This window comes from Citrobacter sp. Cb041 (assembly GCF_030336655.1).
Lineage (GTDB): Bacteria > Pseudomonadota > Gammaproteobacteria > Enterobacterales > Enterobacteriaceae > Citrobacter > Citrobacter braakii.
Window position 1 is genome coordinate 76,955 of record NZ_JAOWDD010000036.1, and the last position, 21,759, is coordinate 98,713.

Sequence of the window (21,759 nt, forward strand, 5' to 3'; positions counted from 1 at the left end):
CTCTTTGCGCTTAGATAATAAAGGAAAGCAGGAATGTGCAAACCAGTGCAATAACGGACGCGATAAATGTCGCGGTCGTATAATATTTGAACGTCTCATTTAGGGTGGCGCCGCAGTACTGCTTCACCAGCCAGAAGAGGGAATCGGTGACGATCGTGCAGCCAATCGCGCCGGAACCGATGGCAATGGCGATGATCTCCGGGCTAACGTTGGGGTAGAGCGGCAGCATCGGGGCCACGATTGCCGTCGCACCCATCATCGCCACCGTGGCAGAGCCCACCGCAGCATGCAGGATTAACGCCACCAGCCATGCCAGCAGAATCGGGTGCATATGCATGTTCGAGAGGATCAGCGCGAGGGTATCCGCCAGTCCGCTGCTCTTGAGGATAGCGTTGAATGCGCCGCCTGCGCCGATAATCAGCAAAATGTTAGCAATGGAGCCAAAACCGTTTTCGGTGTGGGTCAGCAGCGCACCCATGCCAATGTGCTGACGCAGGCCGAGAATGTAATAGGCCACGAAAACGGCAATAAACATCGCGGTGATCGGGTTACCAATAAACTCCAACAGCGTATAAACCGTGCTGCCTTTCGCCATGTTCAGCTCAGCGACGGTTTTTACCAGCATCAGGCCAATCGGCAGCAGTACGGTAAACAGCGTAGCGCCCAGCGATGGCAGCGTACTTTCGTCGCGCACCTTGAGGTCGGAAAACTCAGCCGGAACCGGTTTAAACGGCAGACGGTTACCGAGGAATTTCAGATACAGCGGACCGCCGATCAGCGAGGCCATTAAGCCCACCAGTAAGCCGTAGACAATCACGGTGCCAATGTCCGCGCCCAGCTTGTTCGCCACGAACAGGGCGGCTGGATGCGGCGGCACGACGCAGTGTACCGCCATCAGCGCTGTACATAACGGAATCGCCAGCTTCAGTAGCGAGGTATTGGTTTTTTTGGCAATTGAAAAGGCCAGAGGAATCAACAGCACTACGCCGACTTCAACAAACAGCGTGATCCCGCAAATCAGCCCGACCAGTACCATAATGACGTCAGCGGAAAGCCAGCGACAGCGCTGTAGCGTCAGGCCGATACGTTCGGCCGCGCCGGACACTTCCATCATTTTGCCAAGAATGGTCCCAAGGCCGATAACCGCGGCGAGGAAGCCCAGCGTACCGCCGATGCCACTCTCAATGGCATTGACCATATCCAGCGGCCCCATACCCATCATCGTACCCACGAAGAAGCTGGCTAACAGCAGCGCCAGAAACGGGTGGAATTTGAACTTCACGATGGTCAAAACGATTAACACGATGCTTATCAGCAGCGTGCTCACAACCCAGATTTGAGAGTGCATAACTCACCTTGCCCTGTGATTAATATAGGGTTATTGGACAAAAATAAGGCATGGTCTGACAAACGATATAAATCCCCTTTCACATGAGCCAGATTGCATCAAGTAGGTGATTTACGTCTAATTACGCTTTGTTTATGCGATATGGTTCACCTTGATTCATCTTTGTGCTGATTTTTGCAGCGAACTTTTTTACACTCCGGCGAATGAATCAGGAGGACAGGAGGTGAACATGGATCCCTTACGCGAGGTCAGAAATCGGCTGCTCAACGGCTGGCAGTTGTCAAAGCTGTATACCTTTGAAGTGGCGGCCCGGCACCAGTCGTTTGCGCTGGCGGCAGATGAGCTGTCACTAAGCCCCAGCGCTGTCAGCCATCGCATTAATCAGCTGGAAGATGAGCTGGGTATTCAGCTGTTTGTTCGTTCGCATCGTAAAGTGGAACTCACCCACGAGGGCAAGCGGGTGTTCTGGGCGCTGAAATCATCGCTGGATACGCTGAATCAGGAAATCCTTGATATTAAAAATCAGGAGTTGTCCGGGACCCTCACCGTGTACTCACGGCCTTCTATCGCTCAGTGCTGGCTGGTTCCGGCGCTCGGCGACTTTACCCGTCGCTATCCGTCGATTTCGCTGACCATGCTGACCGGGAACGACAACGTCAATCTGCAGCGTGCCGGGGTCGATCTGGCCATCTATTTTGACGACGCACCCTCCGCGCAGCTCACGCACCACTTCCTGATGGATGAAGAGATCCTGCCGGTATGCAGCCCGGACTACGCTCGCCGCCATGACCTTACCGGTTCGCTGGTGAATTTACCGCACTGTACGTTGCTGCATGACAGACAGGCGTGGAGTAACGACTCCGGGACCGATGAATGGCACAGTTGGGCGCAGCATTTTTCGGTGAATCTGCCGACATCGTCGGGAATTGGTTTCGATCGTTCTGATTTGGCGGTGATTGCGGCGATGAATCATATCGGCGTGGCGATGGGCCGAAAGCGGCTGGTGCAAAAACGCCTCGACAGCGGAGAGCTGGTTGCGCCTTTTGGCGATATGGCGCTGAAATGCCATCAGCACTACTACATCACCACCCTGCCAGGCAGACAGTGGCCGAAAATCGAGGCGTTTATTCGCTGGCTTCAGGAACAGGTTAAATAAGCGGGCCGCGAATATTTTTTACGCTTTCTCGCTACACGCAAAGTGAAAAAGCATGCTAAATACGTGATATCACTCCTGATGATTTGCGTAAGGACGACCGTGTTAAAGCCGATTGTTTCCCTTTTACTGTTAGCCAGCGCCACCGTGTGTGCCGCGCAACCTGTGCTGACTGCGGCGCAGTATGCGCAGCAGCTTGGCGTTGGGATGGACGTAGACTGGGCGCGCACCGATCGGGGTATCCGTGAATTCGATCCGCTGGTGGTGCGGGATTACAAGGCGAAAGGGTTAACCCACGTGCGCATTCGCGTGGCGGGAGAGCCCACGGAGGCGCGGCTTATACATCTGCGCAAGCTGGTGGAAGCCTGCGAGCAGTATGGCGTGATCCCGATAATTGCCTATCAGGCTGACGAATATAAAAAAGATCCCAGTATCGGTAACGAAAAAGAGGTGGTTAACTGGTGGGTGGCGGTGGCGCATTACTTTGGTCAAAGCTCGCCGTTGCTGGGTTTCGACCTGATATACGAACCCTCTGATAAGCTCAACCATAATCAGGTATCGCTCAATCGGGTGTATGACAAAACCATTCGTACTGTCCATGCCATCGACCCGCAGCGGATGATTTTTATCGCGCCGCGACTACGCGCCGCGCCGGAAGATTTGCCTGACCTGAAACTGCCGCCGCAAAGTCAGAATACCGTGCTGGCTCAATGGCATATTTTTCCGTGGGGGCCGCTGAAAAATAATGGTAAATATCCGTGGACCTCAGGCACAGCGGCAGAAAAGGCCGCTATTCGCGCCCGTATCAATACCGCCATTCACTGGCAGCAGAAAACGGGTCATGTCAGTTGGGTGGGAGGGTGGTCGCCAGGAGAAACCATCAGGAACGCGCCTTCTGCCTCGCAAATGGCGTTTGCCCGCTTTATGGCGTGCGAACTGAAAAAAGCGAAAATTCCCTATGCTATCAATGCGGATACGCAGTTTTATGATGGCGAGGAAGGCGCCTGGCGTCCGGCGCTGGAGCCGTTACTGACGACGATGATCGTGCCTGAATGCGAAAAGCCCGGCGATAAGCCGGGCCATCATACGCTTAAACCGCCTGCCCCTGATGCGACACGCGTGACGCCAGCGGAAGCCAGCAAACAAAAATCAACAGTCCCATAAGGGTCATCAGCAGGCCCAGACTGGCTTGCCCGGTCTGCGGCAGCATTGCAGAGAACCACGCCAGCACGCCGGAACCAATGTTCTGTAATCCCCCAACCAGCGCACCGGCAGTGCCTGCCAGGAATGGGAAAGGCTCCATTGCGCCACTGGTTGCCAGCGGAAACAGCATCCCGGCACCGAAGAAAAATAGTGCGGCGGGAACCAGCAGCGTCCAGACGTTCATCACGTCAAACAGGCCCGGGATCCACATCATTAAACCGGCTACCAGACAGCAGATAACCGACTGCCACATCAGCGTCGAGAAACGCTTATTCGGGCGACCGGCGAACCAGGCGCCGAAAAATGCCGCCGGGATGGGCAGAATAAACAGGATACTGACCACCATGCTGCTTAAACCGAGCCTTGCGCCCAACAATACCCCGGAGCAGGCCTCGAAGACCGCAACGCCCGCCAGGCCGCCGATCAGCATCAGCACGTAACAGGTGAAAGAACTGTTACCAAACAGCGTTTTATAGCTGGCGATAAGGCGTGGACGCGGTGCGCCCGCAGGACGCGTTTCCGGCATCCAGCGCGCCATGCTAAACGTGACGCCCGCACACAGAACCAGCAGGAAAATGTAACAGGCGCGCCAGTTCCACAGGGTATCCAGCATGCCGCCAATCAGCGGGGCCAGCAGCGGACTCACCAGAATCCCCATGTTTAATAAACTATTCGCGTGGCGCAACTGCGTGCCTTCGTACAGATCGCGCGGTAAGGTTCGCGCCATTACACCGCCGACGCCTGTTCCCATGCCCTGGATTGCACTGGCGATAATCAGTACCGTCAGGCTGTGGGTGGTTATCGCGACCAGCGTGGCCAGCATGAAAATAGACATTCCGGTGAGGATCACCGGACGGCGGCCAACGCGATCGGAAAGTGGGCCGTAAAACAGTTGTGACAGGCCGTAGGTCAGCAGGTAGGCGGCCATTACGCTTTGCACCGCTCCTTCGCGAACGTTCAGTTCACGCGCCATATCAGCAATCGCGGGGATATAAATGGTTTGCGCCATCTGACCTACCGCCACCAGTAATACCAACATCAACAACAAATTGACGCTTCTATGCCTTTTCATTTCGCTGATTACTTTTAAAAAAGAGAAAAAAGAAGAATAAGGTGCTGTGCTTTCCCGTAAATGCGCGTGGAATCTACCACAACAGAAAAAGAAGGCCAGATAGTGGGCTGGAATGTTTACGCGATGAACGGCAGGAAATGTAAACAAAAAGCGGCAACAAATGTTGCCGGATTGCATCGGCTTTACGGCGCGATCATGACAAGCGAAGTAAGACAGCGCCTACGGCAATACCGGCGGCCGCGACAAGGCGTATTCCGGCAACCTTTTCTTTCAGCAGCAGCCAGGCGAGCAGAGCGCCAAACAGAATGGAGGTTTCACGCAGCGCTGCGACCACCGCCAACGGAGCCTGGGTCATGGCCCACAGCGCCAGACCGTAAGAACCCATCGTGCCAATCCCGCCCAGAATACCTTTCTTCCACTGCTGTACCAGATAGCGTGACGCTTCCCGGCGCCGGGCGATCATCGCCCAGCCCAGCAGACAGGAACCGTTCAGAAAGAAGGTCCACAGCGTATAACCGAGCGCGGTTTCTGATAAGCGTACGCCGGTGCCATCAACCAGCGTGTAACCAGCGATAAAGCAGGCGTTAATGAGCGCCAGTACGATCCCGCGTTGTGAGCTGCTGCGTCCGTTAAATGCCATGCCGAGAATGGCCAGACAGATCGTAGCAATCCCCACCCAGGCAAACACAGACAGGCTATCGCCAAGGAACAAGACGCTGATAATCGCAACCAGCAGCGGTGCTGTCCCACGCATCAGAGGATAGGTCTGGCTCATATCCGAAACCTGATAGGTTTTGGCGACCAGGACCGTATACACCACTTGCAACGCGGTTGAGACGGCCAAAAACGGCAGGCTGGCGGCGGAAGGCTGAGGCGCGAAGGGTAAGCAGATCAATGCCATAATCGCCGCGGAGCCGCTGACGCCAATCGCCGAGTACAGTTTATCGTTTCCAGCTTTAACAATGGCATTCCAACTGGCATGCAGCAGCGCGGCAAACAGCAAAATGCAGAAAACAGAAAGCGTCATGGTGGCGTTCTTCCCTGAGAATGTCATAAAAACGTAACATATTGGCGCGAGACAAGCACCAGGGAGAAGGTGAAAGGGGAGCGGAGTGTTACCCGCTCCCCTTAGGTGCGACTTGAATCCGAATTACTTAACGTATTTCAGAACGGCATCAAGTAGTTGCAGTGCTGCAACAATGAGTTTGAGGATAAGAATAGCGATATCCACGAGGCTCATACGCTCTCCTTTTGGTACAAGGAGCACGGTGCTGACGTACCTCGCCGCTGCCTGTTGCCAGCACCTTTGTTGACATAACACAGTGTGCTCACACGGGGGTTAAGGCGCTGACGGCACCACCCGTTTCAGCCAGGACTTTGATGCGCCGGTTTACGATGCGGCCCCCGCATAACACATTGCGTACCGAGACATTATAGATAAGTACTGTATAAATTAACAGTATTTTATAGACATTGTGTCATTCATGTTCCATACTCAAAACCATCAAAATTCGTGCCGAAATTGCGTGTTCTTCGCAGAACGCGTATACTTTTTCCGTTGACATAACACAGTGTGTTCGGCGGCTACCAACCGCACAGCGCTGAAAAAAACCTCGCTCCGGCGGGGTTTTTTGTTTTCCGACTCTGCACAGCGAAATGTGATCGTTGACGCATTTTTATGCAGATGAAAAATTTTCCATTGTCACGCTGAAAAACCTGTGTTTGTATAAATCCAGTTAATCAACAAACAGACAGGTCCCTAATGAACCCTTCCATGCTGACTGCGACCCTACTAAAAACTGCGCCATCTCGCGCAGCGGTCGTCGTGCGTGTGGTGGTGGTCGTCGGCAATGCGCCGTAGGGTCCGGATCAACACACGATTCCAAAACCCCGCCGGCGCAAACCGGGCGGGGTTTTTCGTTTAAGAGACCTGCCCGAAGCAAAGGCCCAGAATAAAAGGACTGGAGCATGGCAAGTTCGGGCATAACATCCAAGCGTACGCGTTTTACGGGCGCAGAATTCATCGTTCATTTCATGGAACGCCAGGGGATTCAGGTGGTCACCGGTATTCCTGGCGGATCGATTCTTCCCGTCTATGACGCTTTAAGCCAAAGCACGCAAATCCGTCATATCCTGGCGCGCCACGAGCAGGGCGCGGGGTTTATCGCGCAGGGGATGGCGAGAACCGATGGTAAACCCGCCGTCTGTATGGCCTGCAGCGGACCGGGCGCGACCAACCTGGTGACCGCCATTGCCGACGCGCGGCTGGATTCCATCCCGCTGGTGTGTATCACCGGGCAGGTTCCGGCCTCAATGATCGGGACCGACGCCTTCCAGGAAGTCGATACCTACGGCATCTCTATCCCCATCACCAAGCACAACTATCTGGTCCGCCATATCAGTGAATTACCGCAGGTCATGAGCGATGCGTTCCGCATTGCGCAGTCCGGCCGTCCGGGCCCGGTGTGGATAGACATTCCTAAGGATATTCAAACCGCCGTTTTTGAGATTGAAGAGATGCCGGAGCCCGCGCAGAAAATGGCGGCACCGGCGTTCAGCCAGGACAGCATTCGCGATGCCGCAGCCATGATTAACGCCGCACAGCGTCCGGTGCTGTATCTCGGCGGCGGCGTGATTAACGCGCCTGAGCGGGTTCGTGAACTGGCAGAAAAAGCTATGCTGCCCACCACCATGACCTTAATGGCGCTCGGTATGCTGCCGAAAGCGCATCCGCTGTCGTTAGGCATGCTGGGTATGCACGGCGCGCGCAGCACTAACTTTATTCTGCAAGAAGCGGACTTATTGATTGTTCTGGGCGCGCGTTTTGATGACCGGGCGATTGGTAAAACCGAGCAGTTCTGTCCGAACGCCAAAATCATCCATGTGGATATCGACCGTGCGGAGCTGGGTAAAATCAAACAGCCGCACGTGGCGATTCAGGCGGATGTCGATGAGGTTCTGGCGCAACTGATCCCATTAATTGACGCGCAGCCGCGAGAGTCGTGGCATCAAATGGTGGCCGATTTACAACGCGAATTCCCCTGCAGCATTCCGCAGGAAAGCGACCCGCTCAGCCACTATGGGCTGATCAACGCCGTAGCGGCCTGCGTGGATGACAATGCCATTATCACCACCGACGTAGGCCAGCATCAGATGTGGGCCGCACAGGCTTACCCGCTGAACCGTCCGCGTCAGTGGCTGACCTCCGGCGGTCTGGGAACCATGGGCTTTGGCCTGCCGGCGGCAATTGGCGCAGCGCTGGTCAACCCGGACAAAAAGGTGCTGTGCTTCTCCGGCGACGGTAGCCTGATGATGAATATTCAGGAAATGGCAACGGCCAGCGAAAATCAGCTGGATATTAAAATCATCCTGATGAATAACGAAGCGTTGGGTCTGGTGTATCAGCAGCAGAGTTTGTTCTATAAGCAGGGCGTTTTTGCGGCGACATATCCGGGGATGATTAACTTTATGCAGATAGCCGCCGGGTTTGGCCTCGAAACCTGCGATTTGAATAACGAAGCGGATCCACAGGCAGCGTTGCAGGAGATTATTAATCGCCCTGGACCTGCGCTGATCCACGTGCGCATCGATGCCGAAGAAAAAGTGTACCCGATGGTGCCGCCGGGTGCGGCAAACACAGAAATGGTGGGGGAATAAGCCATGCAACAGCAGATTCATGACAACGTAATCCTGGAACTCACCGTACGCAACCATCCGGGCGTAATGACCCACGTCTGCGGGCTGTTTGCCCGCCGCGCGTTCAACGTGGAAGGCATTCTCTGTCTACCGATTCAGGACAGCGACAAGAGCCGCATCTGGCTACTGGTCAATGACGATCAGCGTCTTGAGCAGATGATAAGCCAGATCGACAAGCTGGAAGATGTGGTGAAAGTGGCCCGCAACCAGTCCGACCCGTCGATGTTTAACAAAATCACGGTTTTCTTTGAGTGAGTTAGTCGCCGTCTGAATCCGGGGTGATGACTTTGACAGAGCCGTTCCGGCAGTGGGTTGCATAATCTGCCGGCAACGGGCGATCGCTTATCAGTACGTCAAAAGTGGAGAGCGGGCCAATGCTGGCGGGAGCAACCTCATCAAACAGGGCGTGGCGGGTCAGCAGAATTTTGCGCAATCCGCGCTCCATCGCTTTGCGTTTGGTGGCCAGATCGTCCGGATTGAACCAGCTAACGCCGAAATGCTCATGGACTCCGCTGGCAGAGATAAACACTTTTCGTGGGTTGAGCGCATCCAGCGGAGAGGGATTGCTGGTGTCGTAAAAGGCATCACTTTTCGCCCGATAGGTGCCCCCGCAAAGAATCGCCGTGGCGTTGGGTTTTTCATTTAGCGCCACGAATACCCGGTGTGAGTAGCAAATTCCGGTAAAGGTAATATCGTCCGGGATCATGCTGACGACTAATGGCATTTCTGCACCATTATCAAAAAAGACCAGATCGTTTTCACTGACCAGTCCCGCGGCCAGAATGGCAACCGGTAAATCGTCGCGATGATACTGCTTTTGCACGGGGAGCGGAGCGTTAACGAGGGTGGCGGGCTTGTTCACCATCACGATGTAACCACCGAGTAGCGTAAGCGGCAATGGTTCGTCATCCTGGCTGAGATCCCGACGGATGGTCATCACGGAAACCTCCAGCATGCGCGCCGCCTCTTTCAGATGGATTCTGTCGGTCTTCTTCAACAATTCCATCAGACGTCGAATACGTTCTTTTTGCTTGGTTTCCATGCACACTCTCCACGAATCATGTTTTTATGTTCCTTCAGTAACATTTATGTGTTTCTGGGAACATGATATTGCTGCATTACTATACGTCTGACCATTGGGAAATAAAAGCGTGTTTTTACACGTTTTATTGATTATAAGCAGCGAGTTTTCAGTCAATTGTAAGCAAGTTAATCATTTTGAGTGTGATAGAGACGCAACATTTAGCATAATAAATAAACAATAAAATGATCCTCCAATCGCGATCCTAGTCACAAATGATACGGAAGTAACATGATAATGTTATTTTAATATCATTGTTGTGTGATTGTTTCTGAGAGGTAGTAAAATGGATATCGCGGTTATTGGCTCCAACATGGTGGATCTCATCACCTACATCAACCAGATGCCCAAAGAAGGGGAAACGCTGGAAGCACCCGCCTTTAAAATTGGTTGTGGCGGTAAAGGGGCAAATCAGGCCGTTGCGGCTGCTAAGCTCAATTCCAAAGTGCTGATGCTGACGAAAGTCGGTGATGATATTTTTGCGGATAACACCATTCGTAATCTCGAATCCTGGGGGATTAATACGACCTATGTCGAAAAGGTACCCTGCACCAGCAGCGGCGTTGCACCGATCTTTGTTAATGCAAACTCCAGCAACAGCATTCTGATTATTAAAGGCGCCAACAAGTTTCTCTCCCCGGAAGATATCGATCGCGCGGCGGAAGATCTGAAAAAGTGTCAACTTATTGTCCTGCAGCTGGAAGTACAGTTGGAAACGGTTTATCACGCGATTGAATTCGGTAAAAAACACGGTATTGAAGTGTTATTAAATCCCGCCCCTGCATTACGGGAATTAGATATGTCTTATGCCTGTAAATGCGATTTCTTCGTGCCAAATGAAACCGAGCTCGAAATATTAACCGGTATGCCGGTGGATACCTATGACCATATTCGCGCCGCGGCACGTTCTTTGGTCGATAAAGGTCTGAACAATATTATCGTCACCATGGGGGAGAAAGGTGCTCTGTGGATGACGCGTGACCAGGAAGTCCATGTCCCGGCGTTTAAAGTGAACGCTGTCGATACCAGTGGCGCAGGTGACGCTTTCATCGGTTGTTTTGCCCACTATTACGTTCAAAGCGGTGATGTCGAAGCCGCCATGAAAAAAGCCGCTCTCTTCGCTGCATTCAGCGTTACCGGGAAAGGCACTCAATCATCTTATCCAAGCATCGAACAATTTAATGAGTTTCTTACCTTAAACGAATAATACTCCTGCATTGTAAAAGGTAGCACTATGAACGATAAAAACATCATTCAGATGCCCGACGGCTATCTGAATAAGACGCCTCTGTTCCAGTTTATTTTGTTATCCTGTTTATTCCCTTTATGGGGATGCGCAGCCGCATTAAATGATATTCTGATTACGCAATTCAAAAGCGTATTTTCACTCAGCAACTTTGCTTCGGCATTAGTTCAGAGTGCCTTTTATGGCGGTTATTTTTTAATTGCGATTCCGGCATCTTTGGTGATTAAAAAGACCAGTTATAAAATCGCCATCTTAATGGGACTGACCCTTTATATTGTTGGCTGTACGCTCTTTTTCCCGGCATCGCACATGGCCACCTACACCATGTTCCTCGCGGCAATTTTTGCGATTGCGATTGGCCTGAGCTTCCTGGAAACTGCAGCCAACACCTACAGCTCCATGATTGGCCCAAAAGCGTATGCCACCCTGCGCCTGAACATCAGCCAGACCTTTTACCCCATTGGTGCAGCCGCCGGTATTCTGCTGGGTAAATATCTGGTCTTCTCTGAAGGCGAGAGTCTGGAAAAACAGATGGCTGGGATGAACGCGGAGCAGATCCACAACTTTAAAGTGTTGATGCTGGAAAATACCCTTGAGCCTTACAAGTACATGATTATGGTGCTGGTTGTGGTGATGGTGTTGTTCCTGCTGACCCGCTTCCCGACCTGTAAAGTCGCGCAAACGGCGAGTCATAAACGTCCGTCAGCGATGGATACGCTGCGTTATCTGGCCAGCAATGCCCGTTTCCGCCGTGGGATTGTGGCGCAGTTCCTGTACGTGGGGATGCAGGTCGCGGTGTGGTCATTTACCATCCGTCTGGCGCTGGAATTGGGCGATATCAACGAGCGCGACGCCTCAACCTTCATGGTCTATAGCTTTGCCTGCTTCTTTATCGGCAAGTTTATCGCCAACATCTTGATGACACGCTTCAATCCGGAAAAAGTGCTGATCCTCTACTCCATCATTGGCGCACTGTTTCTGGTCTATGTTGCGCTGGCGCCAAGCTTTAGCGCCGTGTACGTTGCCGTACTGGTGAGCGTCCTGTTTGGACCCTGCTGGGCGACAATCTATGCCGGTACGCTGGATACCGTGGATAACGAACATACTGAAATGGCGGGAGCAGTCATTGTCATGGCGATTGTTGGTGCAGCGGTGGTTCCGGCAATTCAGGGCTATGTGGCCGATATGTTCCACTCGCTACAACTCTCGTTCCTGGTCTCCATGTTGTGCTTCGTGTACGTCGGTATCTACTTCTGGCGTGAAAGCAAAGTGCGCAATAACCTGGCTGAAGCGACTGTTTCCTGAGGAGAGCGATCATGACAACACGTATCACGCTGTGGCGGGAACTCTTTGCAGAGCATCCGCGAATCTTACTGAAGAATAGCGACTTCACGGTTACCGCATTTCGTTACGCCAGCGGTGTGGAAGGGCTGAAGGTAGAAAACAGTCGTGGACATCTGGTTATTCTGCCCTGGATGGGGCAGATGATCTGGGATGCTCAGTTTGACGGGCATGAACTGACTATGCGCAACATGTTTAGCCAGCCGAAACCGGCTGCGGAAGTGGTAGCGACATACGGCTGCTTTGCTTTCCACTCGGGTATATTGGCTAATGGCTGCCCTTCGCCGGAAGATTCTCACCCGTTGCATGGCGAAATGGCCTGTGCCGCGATGGATGAGGCCTGGCTGGAGCTGGAGGGAGAGAATTTGCGCGTGAGCGGACGCTACGAGTATGTGATGGGATTCGGTCATCATTATCAGGCGCATCCTGCGGTGATTATGCGCAAAGCGAGTGCGCTGTTTGATATTCAGATGGCGGTCACCAACCTCGCCTCAGTGGCAATGCCTTTACAGTATATGTGCCATATGAACTATGCCTACGTACCGGAAGCGACCTTCAGCCAGAATATCCCGGATGAAGCCATGAAGTTGCGTGAGTCGGTACCCGCGCATGTTAAACCTACCGAGCAGTGGCTGGCGTTTAATCAGCGGATCATCCAGGGCGAGGCCTCGCTGGGGCGCCTCAACGAGCCCGATTTTTACGATCCGGAAATCGTTTTCTTCGCTGACCAACTGGACCGATACACGGATAAGCCTGAATTTCGCATGATCGCACCTGATGGCACCACGTTCGTGACACGTTTCTCCAGCGCGGAGCTGAATTATGTCACCCGTTGGATCCTCTATAACGGCGATCAGCAGGTGGCAGCCTTCGCCCTACCTGCGACCTGTCGCCCAGAAGGCTTCCTGGCGGCACAGCGAAAAGGCACGTTGATTCAGCTAGAACCGCAGCACACCCGCACATTTACCGTCACAACTGGCATCGCCTGATCGCTCAAGGCTTAAACAGCAGCGCGTCGGAACACAAAATCCTTCAAGCTGCATAAGGCGGCAAGTCTGCTCACCTCAGAAGCTTACTCAAGTCAGTGACTGGGGTGAGCAGACCAAGCCAACGCAGAGGCTGCTTGAAGGATAAAGTGTATATCGTTAAGGTAAGCACGTTTTTTATCCCCCAGGACAGAACCCATGATCACCGTTGCCCTTATCGACGACCACACTATCGTCCGCTCCGGCTTTGCCCAGTTGCTGGGGCTGGAACCTGATTTGCAGGTTGTGGCTGAGTTCGGCTCAGGCAGTGAGGCGCTGGCGGGATTACCGGGACGTGGCGTGCAGGTATGTATCTGTGATATCTCGATGCCTGATATCTCCGGTCTTGAACTGTTAAGCCAGTTGCCAAAAGGGATGGCGATTATCATGCTCTCCGTCCACGACAGCCCGGCGCTGGTGGAGCAGGCGCTCAACGCGGGCGCGCGTGGTTTCCTTTCTAAACGCTGTAGCCCTGATGAGCTGATCGCGGCGGTGCATACCGTGGCGACCGGCGGTTGCTATTTGACGCCGGATATCGCCGTCAAACTGGCGGCTGGTCGTCAGGATCCGCTGACCAAACGCGAACGTCAGGTGGCGGAGAAACTGGCGCAAGGCATGGCGGTAAAAGAGATTGCCGCCGAACTGGGCCTGTCGCCGAAAACGGTGCACGTGCATCGCGCTAACCTGATGGAAAAACTGGGCGTTAGCAACGATGTCGAACTGGCCCGCCGGATGTTTGACGGCTGGCAATGAACACGCTCTGTTCCCGGTTCATCACCGTTGTTGCCTGCTTCTTTATCTTCTCTGCCGCGTGGTTCTGCTTGTGGAGTATCAGCCTGCACCTGGTTGAGCGCCCGGAGTTGGCGGTACTGCTGTTTCCGTTTGGCCTGCGTCTGGGGCTGATGCTGCAATGTCCACGCGGCTACTGGCCGGTGCTGCTGGGTGCGGAATGGCTGCTTCTTTTCTGGCTGGCGCAGGAAGTGGCGCTGGCTCACTTGCTACTTTTGATGATCGGGAGCTTCCTCACGTTACTCCCGGTGATGCTGATTTCGCGCTACCGCCATCAGCGCGACTGGCGCACGCTGCTGTTGCAGGGCGCGGCGCTGACGGCGGCGGCGTTGCTGCAATCGCTGCCCTGGCTTGGGCAAGGCGAAGAGGCGTGGAATGCCCTACTGCTGACGCTCACTGGTGGATTAACGCTGGCTCCGATCTGTCTGGTTTTCTGGCACTATCTTACCAGCACCACCTGGTTGCCGCTGGGCCCGGCGGTGGTGTCTCAGCCGGTGAACTGGCGCGGGCGGCATCTGGTCTGGTATCTGCTGCTGTTTAGCGTCAGCCTGTGGTTGCAGCTTGGCCTGCCCGATGAACTGTCGCGCTTCACGCCGTTTTGCCTCGCGCTGCCGATCATTGCGCTCGCCTGGCACTACGGCTGGCAGGGGGCGCTGATTGCCACGTTAATGAACGCCATTGCGCTGATTGCCAGCCAGACCTGGCACGATCATCCCGTCGACCTGTTGCTCTCCCTGCTGGTGCAAAGCCTGACCGGGCTGCTGCTCGGCGCGGGGATCCAGCGTCTGCGCGAGCTTAACCAGTCGCTGCAAAACGAATTAGCGCGCAACCACCGTCTGGCTGAACGCCTGCTGGAGACCGAAGAGAGCGTGCGCCGGGATGTGGCGCGCGAACTGCACGATGATATCGGTCAGACCATCACCGCCATTCGCACCCAGGCGGGCATTGTCCAGCGGCTGGCGCCGGAAAACGCAGGGGTGAAGCGCAGCGGGGTGCATATCGAACAACTTTCTCTTGGCGTATACGATTCTGTGCGTCGTCTGTTGGGTCGTCTGCGTCCGCGCCAGTTGGATGATCTCACGCTGGAACAAGCGATCCGCTCATTGATGCGTGAAATGGAGCTGGAAAGCCGCGGCATCGTCAGCCACCTTGACTGGCGAATTGACGAATCTGCACTCAGCGAAAGTCAGCGGGTGACGCTGTTTCGCGTTTGTCAGGAAGGGCTGAACAACATCGTTAAGCACGCCAACGCCAGCGCGGTGACGCTTCAGGGCTGGCAGCAGGATGAACGGCTGATGCTGGTGATTGAGGACGACGGCAGCGGCCTGCCGCCGGGGTCGAATCAGCAGGGATTTGGCCTCACCGGGATGCGTGAACGTATTACCGCCCTCGGGGGATCGCTCTCGATTTCCTGTACGCACGGCACGCGGGTCAGCGTGTCGTTACCCCAGCGTTATGTGTAAGGAGCGATCATGTTTTCGTTTTTAAAAGCCCCAGTCAGCGCGCCGCTCATCACCGATAAGCGTGAAGTGGATGCCCTCTACCGCTACTGGCGGCGACATATTCTGACCACTATCTGGCTCGGCTACGCGCTGTTCTATTTCACACGCAAGAGCTTCAACGCCGCCGTACCGGATATCCTCACCAGCGGCGTGCTGACCCGCAGCGACATTGGTCTGCTGGCGACGCTGTTTTACATCACCTACGGCCTGTCGAAGTTTGTTTCCGGTATCGTCAGTGACCGTTCCAACGCCCGCTATTTTATGGGGTTTGGGCTTATCGCCACCGGCGTGGTGAACATTCTGTTTGGCTTCTCCACCTCGCTCTGGGCTTTTGCGGTGCTCTGGGCGCTGAACGCCTTTTTCCAGGGCTGGGGGTCGCCGGTCTGCGCGCGTTTATTGACCGCGTGGTATTCGCGTACCGAACGCGGCGGCTGGTGGGCGCTGTGGAATACTGCGCACAATGTTGGCGGGGCGCTGATCCCTATCGTGATGGCGGCGACGGCGCTGCTCTACGGCTGGCGTGCCGGGATGATGATCGCCGGGCTGCTGGCGATTGTAGTGGGGATTTTTCTCTGCTGGCGGCTGCGCGACAGGCCGCAGGCGATTGGTCTGCCGCCGATTGGCGACTGGCGCCATGATGAGCTGGAAATCGCCCAGCAGCAGGAAGGCGCAGGGCTGAGCCGTAAAGAGATCCTCACTCGCTATGTGTTGCTGAACCCCTATATCTGGCTGCTGTCGCTGTGTTACGTGCTGGTGTACGTCGTCCGCGCCGCCATCAACGACTGGGGCAATCTGTATATGTCGGAGACGCTCGGCGTGGATCTGGTGACCGCCAATACCGCCGTGACCATGTTCGAATTGGGCGGATTTATCGGCGCGCTGGTCGCAGGCTGGGGCTCGGACAAACTGTTTAACGGCAACCGCGGTCCAATGAACCTGATTTTTGCTGCCGGAATTTTGCTCTCCGTGGGCTCGTTGTGGCTGATGCCGTTCGCCAGTTACGTGATGCAGGCGGCGTGCTTCTTCACCACCGGATTCTTCGTCTTCGGCCCGCAAATGCTGATCGGCATGGCGGCGGCGGAGTGCTCGCACAAAGAGGCAGCGGGCGCGGCAACCGGATTTGTCGGGCTGTTTGCCTATCTGGGGGCATCGCTTTCCGGCTGGCCGCTGGCGAAGGTGATGGAGGTCTGGCACTGGACCGGATTCTTTGTGGTGATCGCCATTGCGGCGGGGATTTCCGCGCTGCTGCTGCTGCCGTTTTTGAACGCCCAGGCTCCACGCGAACTCAACGAAGCGTGATGCACCTCACCTTTTTGCCCTGAGTAGGGCAAAACTAAGAAATTTTCCCGGTTTCACCTGGACGCTGTCTCAGGCGTGTCCCCCGGCTGATTTTTACAATGCCTGCCATTCGCAGGTATAAAAATTAGCTCGGGAGTGTTAAATGCTGGCCTTTCTAAACCAGGTACGCAAGCCGACCCTGGATCTGCCGCTCGATGTGCGGCGCAAAATGTGGTTCAAACCGTTCATGCAGTCCTATCTGGTGGTCTTTATTGGCTACCTGACCATGTATCTGATCCGCAAAAACTTCAACATCGCGCAGAACGACATGATCTCCACCTACGGGCTGAGCATGACGCAGCTGGGAATGATTGGCCTGGGCTTCTCCATCACCTACGGCGTGGGTAAAACGCTGGTTTCCTACTACGCCGACGGCAAAAATACCAAGCAGTTCCTGCCGTTTATGCTGATCCTCTCCGCCATCTGTATGCTCGGCTTCAGCGCCAGCATGGGGGCGGGTTCAACCAGCCTGTTCCTGATGATCGCCTTCTACGCGCTGAGCGGTTTTTTCCAGAGTACCGGTGGCTCGTGTAGCTATTCCACCATCACCAAATGGACGCCGCGTCGCAAGCGGGGTTCTTACCTCGGCATGTGGAATATCTCCCATAACCTCGGTGGTGCGGGTGCGGCTGGCGTGGCGCTGTTTGGCGCCAACTATCTGTTCGACGGTCACGTCATTGGTATGTTTATCTTCCCGTCAATTATCGCCCTGATTGTCGGCTTTATCGGCCTGCGCTACGGCAGCGACTCCCCGGAGTCTTATGGCCTCGGTAAAGCTGAAGAGCTGTTCGGCGAGGAGATAAGCGAAGAGGACAAAGAGACTGAAGAAAATGAGATGACCAAATGGCAGATCTTTGTTGAGTACGTGCTGAAAAACAAAGTGATCTGGCTGCTGTGCTTCTCCAACATTTTCCTGTACGTGGTGCGCATCGGTATCGACCAGTGGTCCACTGTCTACGCTTTCCAGGAGCTGAAGCTCTCCAAAGAAGTGGCGATTCAGGGTTTTACCCTGTTTGAAGTGGGCGCGTTGGTCGGCACGCTATTGTGGGGTTGGCTCTCTGACCTGGCTAACGGTCGTCGTGCGCTGGTAGCCTGCGTGGCGCTGGCGTTGATTATCGCAACTCTGGGCGTTTATCAGCACGCCAGCAACCAGTATGTCTATCTGGCTTCGCTGTTTGCGCTGGGCTTCCTGGTGTTCGGTCCTCAGCTGTTAATCGGCGTTGCAGCCGTCGGATTCGTACCGAAAAAAGCGATCGGCGCAGCCGATGGGATTAAAGGCACCTTCGCATATCTGATTGGTGACAGCTTCGCCAAGCTGGGTCTGGGGATGATTGCCGACGGCACGCCGATTTTTGGTCTGACCGGCTGGGCGGGCACGTTCGCCGCGCTGGATACCGCCGCCATCGGTTGTATCTGCCTGATGGCCATCGTGGCCGTGTTTGAAGAACGTAAAATTCGCCGCGAGAAAAAAATTCAACAATTGAAAGTCGCTTAAGTTAAGTGTGCATTGGTAACTTTTGCCCGCCTGAATGGCGGGCTTTTTTATGTCGCGGATCCATCCTGAATCGTGTTGATACGTTCAGTCGTCGACAGAGAGGAATTTGCCGTTATGATGGGCATCCTGTCTGGTAATGGATGTGCGCATGATTTGGATAATGCTGGCCACATTGGTCGTTGTTTTTGTAGTGGGTTTTCGGGTGTTGACGTCCGGATCTCGACGGGCAATTCGCCGTCTGAGCGAGCGACTGAATATTGATGTTGTGCCGGTAGAGTCGATGATCGATCAGATGGGAAAAGTACAGGGTGAGGCTTTTTTACAGTACCTCCACCGCCCAGATGAATCGCATCTGCAAAATGCTGCCCAGGTGTTGTTGATCTGGCAAATCGTTATTGTCGACGGCAGTGAGTCGAATCTGCTGCAATGGCACCGTTGGCTGCAAAAAGCCCGATTGGCCACGCCGATTACTGACGCACAGGTGCGTCTGGCGCTCGGTTTTCTGCGCGAAATAGAGCCGGATATGCAGGAGTTTAATGCGTTTCAGATGCGCTATAACGCCTTTTTCCAGCCCGAAGATGGCGTGCACTGGCTACACTGACAGTCATGCCTGTTGGCGTTACGTGACTCAGGCCGACAAAGGGACCCTGCCGCTGGTCGAATAAGACACGTCGACATTCAGCGGTAAAGTTGCCAAAACGTTAAATGCGTCACAAATTTAATGTTACACTGCGTAACTTTTCTGCAATAACCCCACGCAGGTAACAAAATGAGTGAAGCTGTTGAACAAAAATCCCGCGCTGAGGCAAATGCCCGACCGAACTGGTCGGCGGTATTCGCCGTGGCGTTCTGCGTTGCCTGCCTGATAACCGTTGAGTTTCTGCCCGTTAGCCTGTTAACGCCGATGGCGCAGGATCTGGGGATTTCTGAAGGTGTTGCCGGACAATCGGTGACTGTGACGGCATTTGTTGCCATGTTCGCCAGCCTGTTTGTGACGCAAATTATCCAGGCGACCGATCGTCGCTACGTGGTGATCGTGTTTTCGGTGCTGCTGACGCTCTCCTGCCTGCTGGTTTCCTTTGCCAACTCTTTTTCACTGCTGCTCATTGGCCGCGCCTGCCTCGGTCTGGCGCTTGGCGGATTCTGGGCGATGTCGGCGTCGCTGACCATGCGTCTGGTTCCCGCCCGTACGGTACCGAAAGCGCTGTCGGTGATTTTTGGCGCGGTCTCTGTCGCGCTGGTGATTGCCGCGCCGCTGGGGAGTTTTTTGGGCGGTATTATCGGCTGGCGCAACGTGTTTAATGCGGCGGCGGTAATGGGCGTGCTGTGCACGATTTGGGTGGTGAGAGCGCTGCCGTCGTTGCCAGGTGAACCTTCGCATCAGAAACAAAATATGTTCAGCCTGCTGCAGCGCCCGGGGGTGATGGCCGGGATGATTGCCATCTTTATGTCCTTTGCCGGACAGTTCGCCTTCTTTACCTATATTCGCCCGATCTATATGAATCTGGCAGGCTTTGAAGTTGATGGCCTGACGTTGGTGCTGCTGAGTTTTGGTATCGCCAGCTTTGTCGGGACGTCGCTCTCCTCGGTGGTTCTGAAGCGCTCGGTCAAACTGGCCTTAGCCGGTGCGCCGCTGGTACTGGCGCTTAGCGCGCTGGTCCTGATCCTGTGGGGTAGCGACAAAGTTGTGGCGGCAGGTATTGCGATTATCTGGGGCCTGGCGTTTGCGTTAGTTCCGGTCGGCTGGTCGACGTGGATCACCCGATCGCTTGCCGATCAGGCAGAAAAAGCTGGATCCGTCCAGGTCGCCGTGATCCAGCTTGCCAATACCTGCGGGGCAGCGGTGGGAGGCTATGCGCTCGATAACCTCGGACTGCTTTCGCCTCTGATGCTTTCCGGCAGCCTGATGCTGCTGACGGCGCTTCTGGTCACGATGAAGGTCAGAATACAGTGAGATTGTTGCCTGATGGCGCGCAGCTTTCAGGCAACACCGCTATCTGACGGCTGACTCAATCAAAACCCTTGTTTTCGGCGGTATGGGCAAACCATTCGCCGCTTTTCTTCACCGTACGTTTTTGCGTATCTAAATCTAACTGGACAAAACCGTAGCGGTTTTTATATCCGTTGAGCCAGGACCAGTTATCAATAAAGGTCCACATATGGTAGCCAAGACAATTACACCCTTCGCTAACGCCTTTATGTAGCCATTTAAGATGCGCGGAAACAAATTCAATACGGTAGCTGTCGTTGATTTGGTCCTGCTGAATAAAACGTTGCTCATTTTCGACTCCCATGCCGTTTTCAGAAATAAAACAGCGCGGGTTGCCGTAGTTATCACGCAGATTAGTAATAATATCGTAAATACCTGGCTCGTAAATTTCCCAGCCACGGTAAGGGTTCATTTTACGCCCCGGCATTTCGTAATAATCAAACAGCCACTCCGGCATAAACGGTGCGTCAGGATTGACGGCAGTATCACGACATTTCACGCGGCGCGGCTGATAATAATTAATACCGAGCAGGTCGATTTTGCCATCGGCGATGAGCTGACTGTCGCCTGGCTGACATGCTGGGAGTTGATCGTACTCTTTTAGCAGCTCTATCAGATCCGCCGGATATTCACCTTTTAGCACCGGGTCAAGGAAGCTGCGGTTAAACAGCAGATCCGCATGGTGCGCAGCTTTTACATCCGCCGGGTGTTGTGAGCGCGGATAAGAGGGCGTTAAATTCAGGATCACACCGATTTCACCGTCATAACTTCCGGCGTGGTACGCGCGCACCGCCGTGGAATGCGCCAGTACGGTGTGATACGCCACGGTGGCCGCGCGTTTGAAATCCACCACATTAGGGTAATGGAAGTCATACAGATAGCCGCCTTCTACCGGGACAATCGGTTCGTTAAAGGTGAACCAGTGCTTCACCCGATTGCCGAACAAGGTAAAACAGGTTTGTGCGTAGCGACCAAACGCCTCAACCACATCACGGTTTTCCCAGCCACCTTTCTCCTGCATCACCATCGGCATATCGAAGTGGAACAGGGTGATAAATGGCGTAATGCCTTGCGCCAGCAGCTCATCGATGACGTTGTTATAGAAATCAACTGCCTGCGGATTGACGTCGCCAGTACCGTCCGGGATCAGTCGTGACCAACTGATTGAAGTGCGGAAGCTGTTGTGCTTCAGCTGTTTGAGCAGTGCGATGTCCTGTTTCCAGTGCTGATAAAAGGTCGAGGTGTTCGCCGGGCCAATCCCCTGATGGAAACGCCCAGGCTGGCGGTCGAACCACACGTCCCATGTCGTCTGGCTTTTGCCGCCGTTCAGACTATCCCCTTCGGTTTGCAGCGCCGAGCAGGCACTGCCCCACCAAAAGTTTTCGGGAAAACGGTATCGCATTATCTTGCTCCTTGATGTGTTTCATTTCCCTACACAATAGGCGATTTTGCAAAACAGAAACCGGTTACAGCACTCGTT

General features: G+C 54.4%; 20 protein-coding genes. 14 read left to right on the top strand and 6 right to left on the bottom strand.

Annotation, left to right across the window (positions count from 1 at the left end):
* Nucleotides 1-10 precede the first annotated feature (10 nt).
* A complete protein-coding gene (gene dsdX / locus OGV52_RS09105; protein ID WP_016157809.1) occupies nt 11-1,348 on the bottom strand; it encodes a D-serine transporter DsdX in 1,338 nt (445 codons plus the stop codon).
* 229 nt (nt 1,349-1,577) lie between these two features.
* On the opposite strand from dsdX, the gene dsdC reads away from it, so the two are divergent.
* A complete protein-coding gene (gene dsdC / locus OGV52_RS09110; protein ID WP_016155054.1) occupies nt 1,578-2,504 on the top strand; it encodes a DNA-binding transcriptional regulator DsdC in 927 nt (308 codons plus the stop codon).
* Nucleotides 2,505-2,582: 78 nt separating this feature from the next.
* A complete protein-coding gene (locus tag OGV52_RS09115) occupies nt 2,583-3,665 on the top strand; it encodes a cellulase family glycosylhydrolase (protein ID WP_279263665.1) in 1,083 nt (360 codons plus the stop codon).
* Here the strand turns inward: OGV52_RS09115 and emrD are convergent.
* The 3 genes from emrD to tisB all read right to left on the bottom strand — a co-directional run bounded on the left by emrD (nt 3,592) and on the right by tisB (nt 6,016).
* On the bottom strand, nt 3,592-4,776 hold the full coding sequence (gene emrD / locus OGV52_RS09120; RefSeq protein ID WP_047498775.1) for a multidrug efflux MFS transporter EmrD: 1,185 nt from the start codon (nt 4,774-4,776) through the stop codon (nt 3,592-3,594). The genes OGV52_RS09115 and emrD overlap by 74 nt on opposite strands.
* 193 nt (nt 4,777-4,969) lie before the next feature.
* A complete protein-coding gene (locus tag OGV52_RS09125) occupies nt 4,970-5,803 on the bottom strand; it encodes an EamA family transporter (RefSeq protein WP_016157806.1) in 834 nt (277 codons plus the stop codon).
* Between the two features lie 123 nt (nt 5,804-5,926).
* The gene (gene tisB / locus OGV52_RS09130) at nt 5,927-6,016 is read right to left on the bottom strand and encodes a type I toxin-antitoxin system toxin TisB (RefSeq protein ID WP_003023909.1); all 90 of its coding nucleotides are present in this window, start codon (nt 6,014-6,016) and stop codon (nt 5,927-5,929) included.
* Nucleotides 6,017-6,538: 522 nt separating this feature from the next.
* Here tisB and ivbL point away from each other — a divergent pair.
* The 3 genes from ivbL to ilvN all read left to right on the top strand — a co-directional run bounded on the left by ivbL (nt 6,539) and on the right by ilvN (nt 8,727).
* A complete protein-coding gene (ivbL, locus tag OGV52_RS09135) occupies nt 6,539-6,637 on the top strand; it encodes an ilvB operon leader peptide IvbL (RefSeq protein WP_003827118.1) in 99 nt (32 codons plus the stop codon).
* Nucleotides 6,638-6,744: 107 nt separating this feature from the next.
* Nucleotides 6,745-8,433: an acetolactate synthase large subunit gene (gene ilvB, locus OGV52_RS09140; protein WP_016155049.1), complete on the top strand. Its 1,689-nt coding sequence runs from the start codon at nt 6,745-6,747 to the stop codon at nt 8,431-8,433.
* A 3-nt stretch (nt 8,434-8,436) separates the two neighbouring features.
* The gene (ilvN, locus tag OGV52_RS09145; protein WP_287108395.1) at nt 8,437-8,727 is read left to right on the top strand and encodes an acetolactate synthase small subunit; all 291 of its coding nucleotides are present in this window, start codon (nt 8,437-8,439) and stop codon (nt 8,725-8,727) included.
* Between the two features lies 1 nt (nt 8,728).
* Here ilvN and OGV52_RS09150 read toward each other — a convergent pair whose 3' ends face one another.
* Entirely contained in the window at nt 8,729-9,514 is a 786-nt protein-coding gene (locus OGV52_RS09150; RefSeq protein WP_047415709.1) for a DeoR family transcriptional regulator, read from the bottom strand.
* Nucleotides 9,515-9,839: 325 nt separating this feature from the next.
* On the opposite strand from OGV52_RS09150, the gene rbsK reads away from it, so the two are divergent.
* The 9 genes from rbsK to nepI all read left to right on the top strand — a co-directional run bounded on the left by rbsK (nt 9,840) and on the right by nepI (nt 20,243).
* On the top strand, nt 9,840-10,760 hold the full coding sequence (rbsK, locus tag OGV52_RS09155) for a ribokinase (RefSeq protein WP_003827124.1): 921 nt from the start codon (nt 9,840-9,842) through the stop codon (nt 10,758-10,760).
* 27 nt (nt 10,761-10,787) lie between these two features.
* A complete protein-coding gene (gene fucP / locus OGV52_RS09160; RefSeq protein ID WP_003023919.1) occupies nt 10,788-12,104 on the top strand; it encodes an L-fucose:H+ symporter permease in 1,317 nt (438 codons plus the stop codon).
* Between the two features lie 11 nt (nt 12,105-12,115).
* Complete coding sequence (locus OGV52_RS09165) at nt 12,116-13,129, top strand: aldose 1-epimerase family protein (RefSeq protein WP_016157804.1); 1,014 nt, start codon at nt 12,116-12,118, stop codon at nt 13,127-13,129.
* Nucleotides 13,130-13,324: 195 nt separating this feature from the next.
* Nucleotides 13,325-13,918 carry a response regulator transcription factor UhpA gene (uhpA, locus tag OGV52_RS09170; RefSeq protein WP_016155044.1) on the top strand — a complete coding sequence of 198 codons (594 nt, stop codon included), beginning with the start codon at nt 13,325-13,327 and terminating at the stop codon, nt 13,916-13,918.
* Nucleotides 13,915-15,417, top strand: a complete 1,503-nt coding sequence (gene uhpB / locus OGV52_RS09175) for a signal transduction histidine-protein kinase/phosphatase UhpB (RefSeq protein ID WP_287108396.1) — start codon at nt 13,915-13,917, stop codon at nt 15,415-15,417. Before uhpA ends, uhpB begins: the two co-directional genes overlap by 4 nt.
* A 9-nt stretch (nt 15,418-15,426) precedes the next feature.
* The gene (locus tag OGV52_RS09180) at nt 15,427-16,755 is read left to right on the top strand and encodes an MFS transporter (RefSeq protein WP_181221022.1); all 1,329 of its coding nucleotides are present in this window, start codon (nt 15,427-15,429) and stop codon (nt 16,753-16,755) included.
* Nucleotides 16,756-16,897: 142 nt separating this feature from the next.
* Complete coding sequence (gene uhpT / locus OGV52_RS09185) at nt 16,898-18,289, top strand: hexose-6-phosphate:phosphate antiporter UhpT (RefSeq protein ID WP_003023929.1); 1,392 nt, start codon at nt 16,898-16,900, stop codon at nt 18,287-18,289.
* Between the two features lie 148 nt (nt 18,290-18,437).
* Nucleotides 18,438-18,890 carry a DUF1198 family protein gene (locus tag OGV52_RS09190; protein WP_016157801.1) on the top strand — a complete coding sequence of 151 codons (453 nt, stop codon included), beginning with the start codon at nt 18,438-18,440 and terminating at the stop codon, nt 18,888-18,890.
* A 168-nt stretch (nt 18,891-19,058) separates the two neighbouring features.
* On the top strand, nt 19,059-20,243 hold the full coding sequence (gene nepI, locus OGV52_RS09195) for a purine ribonucleoside efflux pump NepI (RefSeq protein ID WP_016155040.1): 1,185 nt from the start codon (nt 19,059-19,061) through the stop codon (nt 20,241-20,243).
* A gap of 55 nt (nt 20,244-20,298) precedes the next feature.
* Here nepI and gmuD read toward each other — a convergent pair whose 3' ends face one another.
* Nucleotides 20,299-21,681, bottom strand: coding sequence for a 6-phospho-beta-glucosidase GmuD (gmuD, locus tag OGV52_RS09200; RefSeq protein ID WP_200080324.1), 1,383 nt, complete (start codon nt 21,679-21,681; stop codon nt 20,299-20,301).
* Nucleotides 21,682-21,759 lie beyond the last annotated feature (78 nt).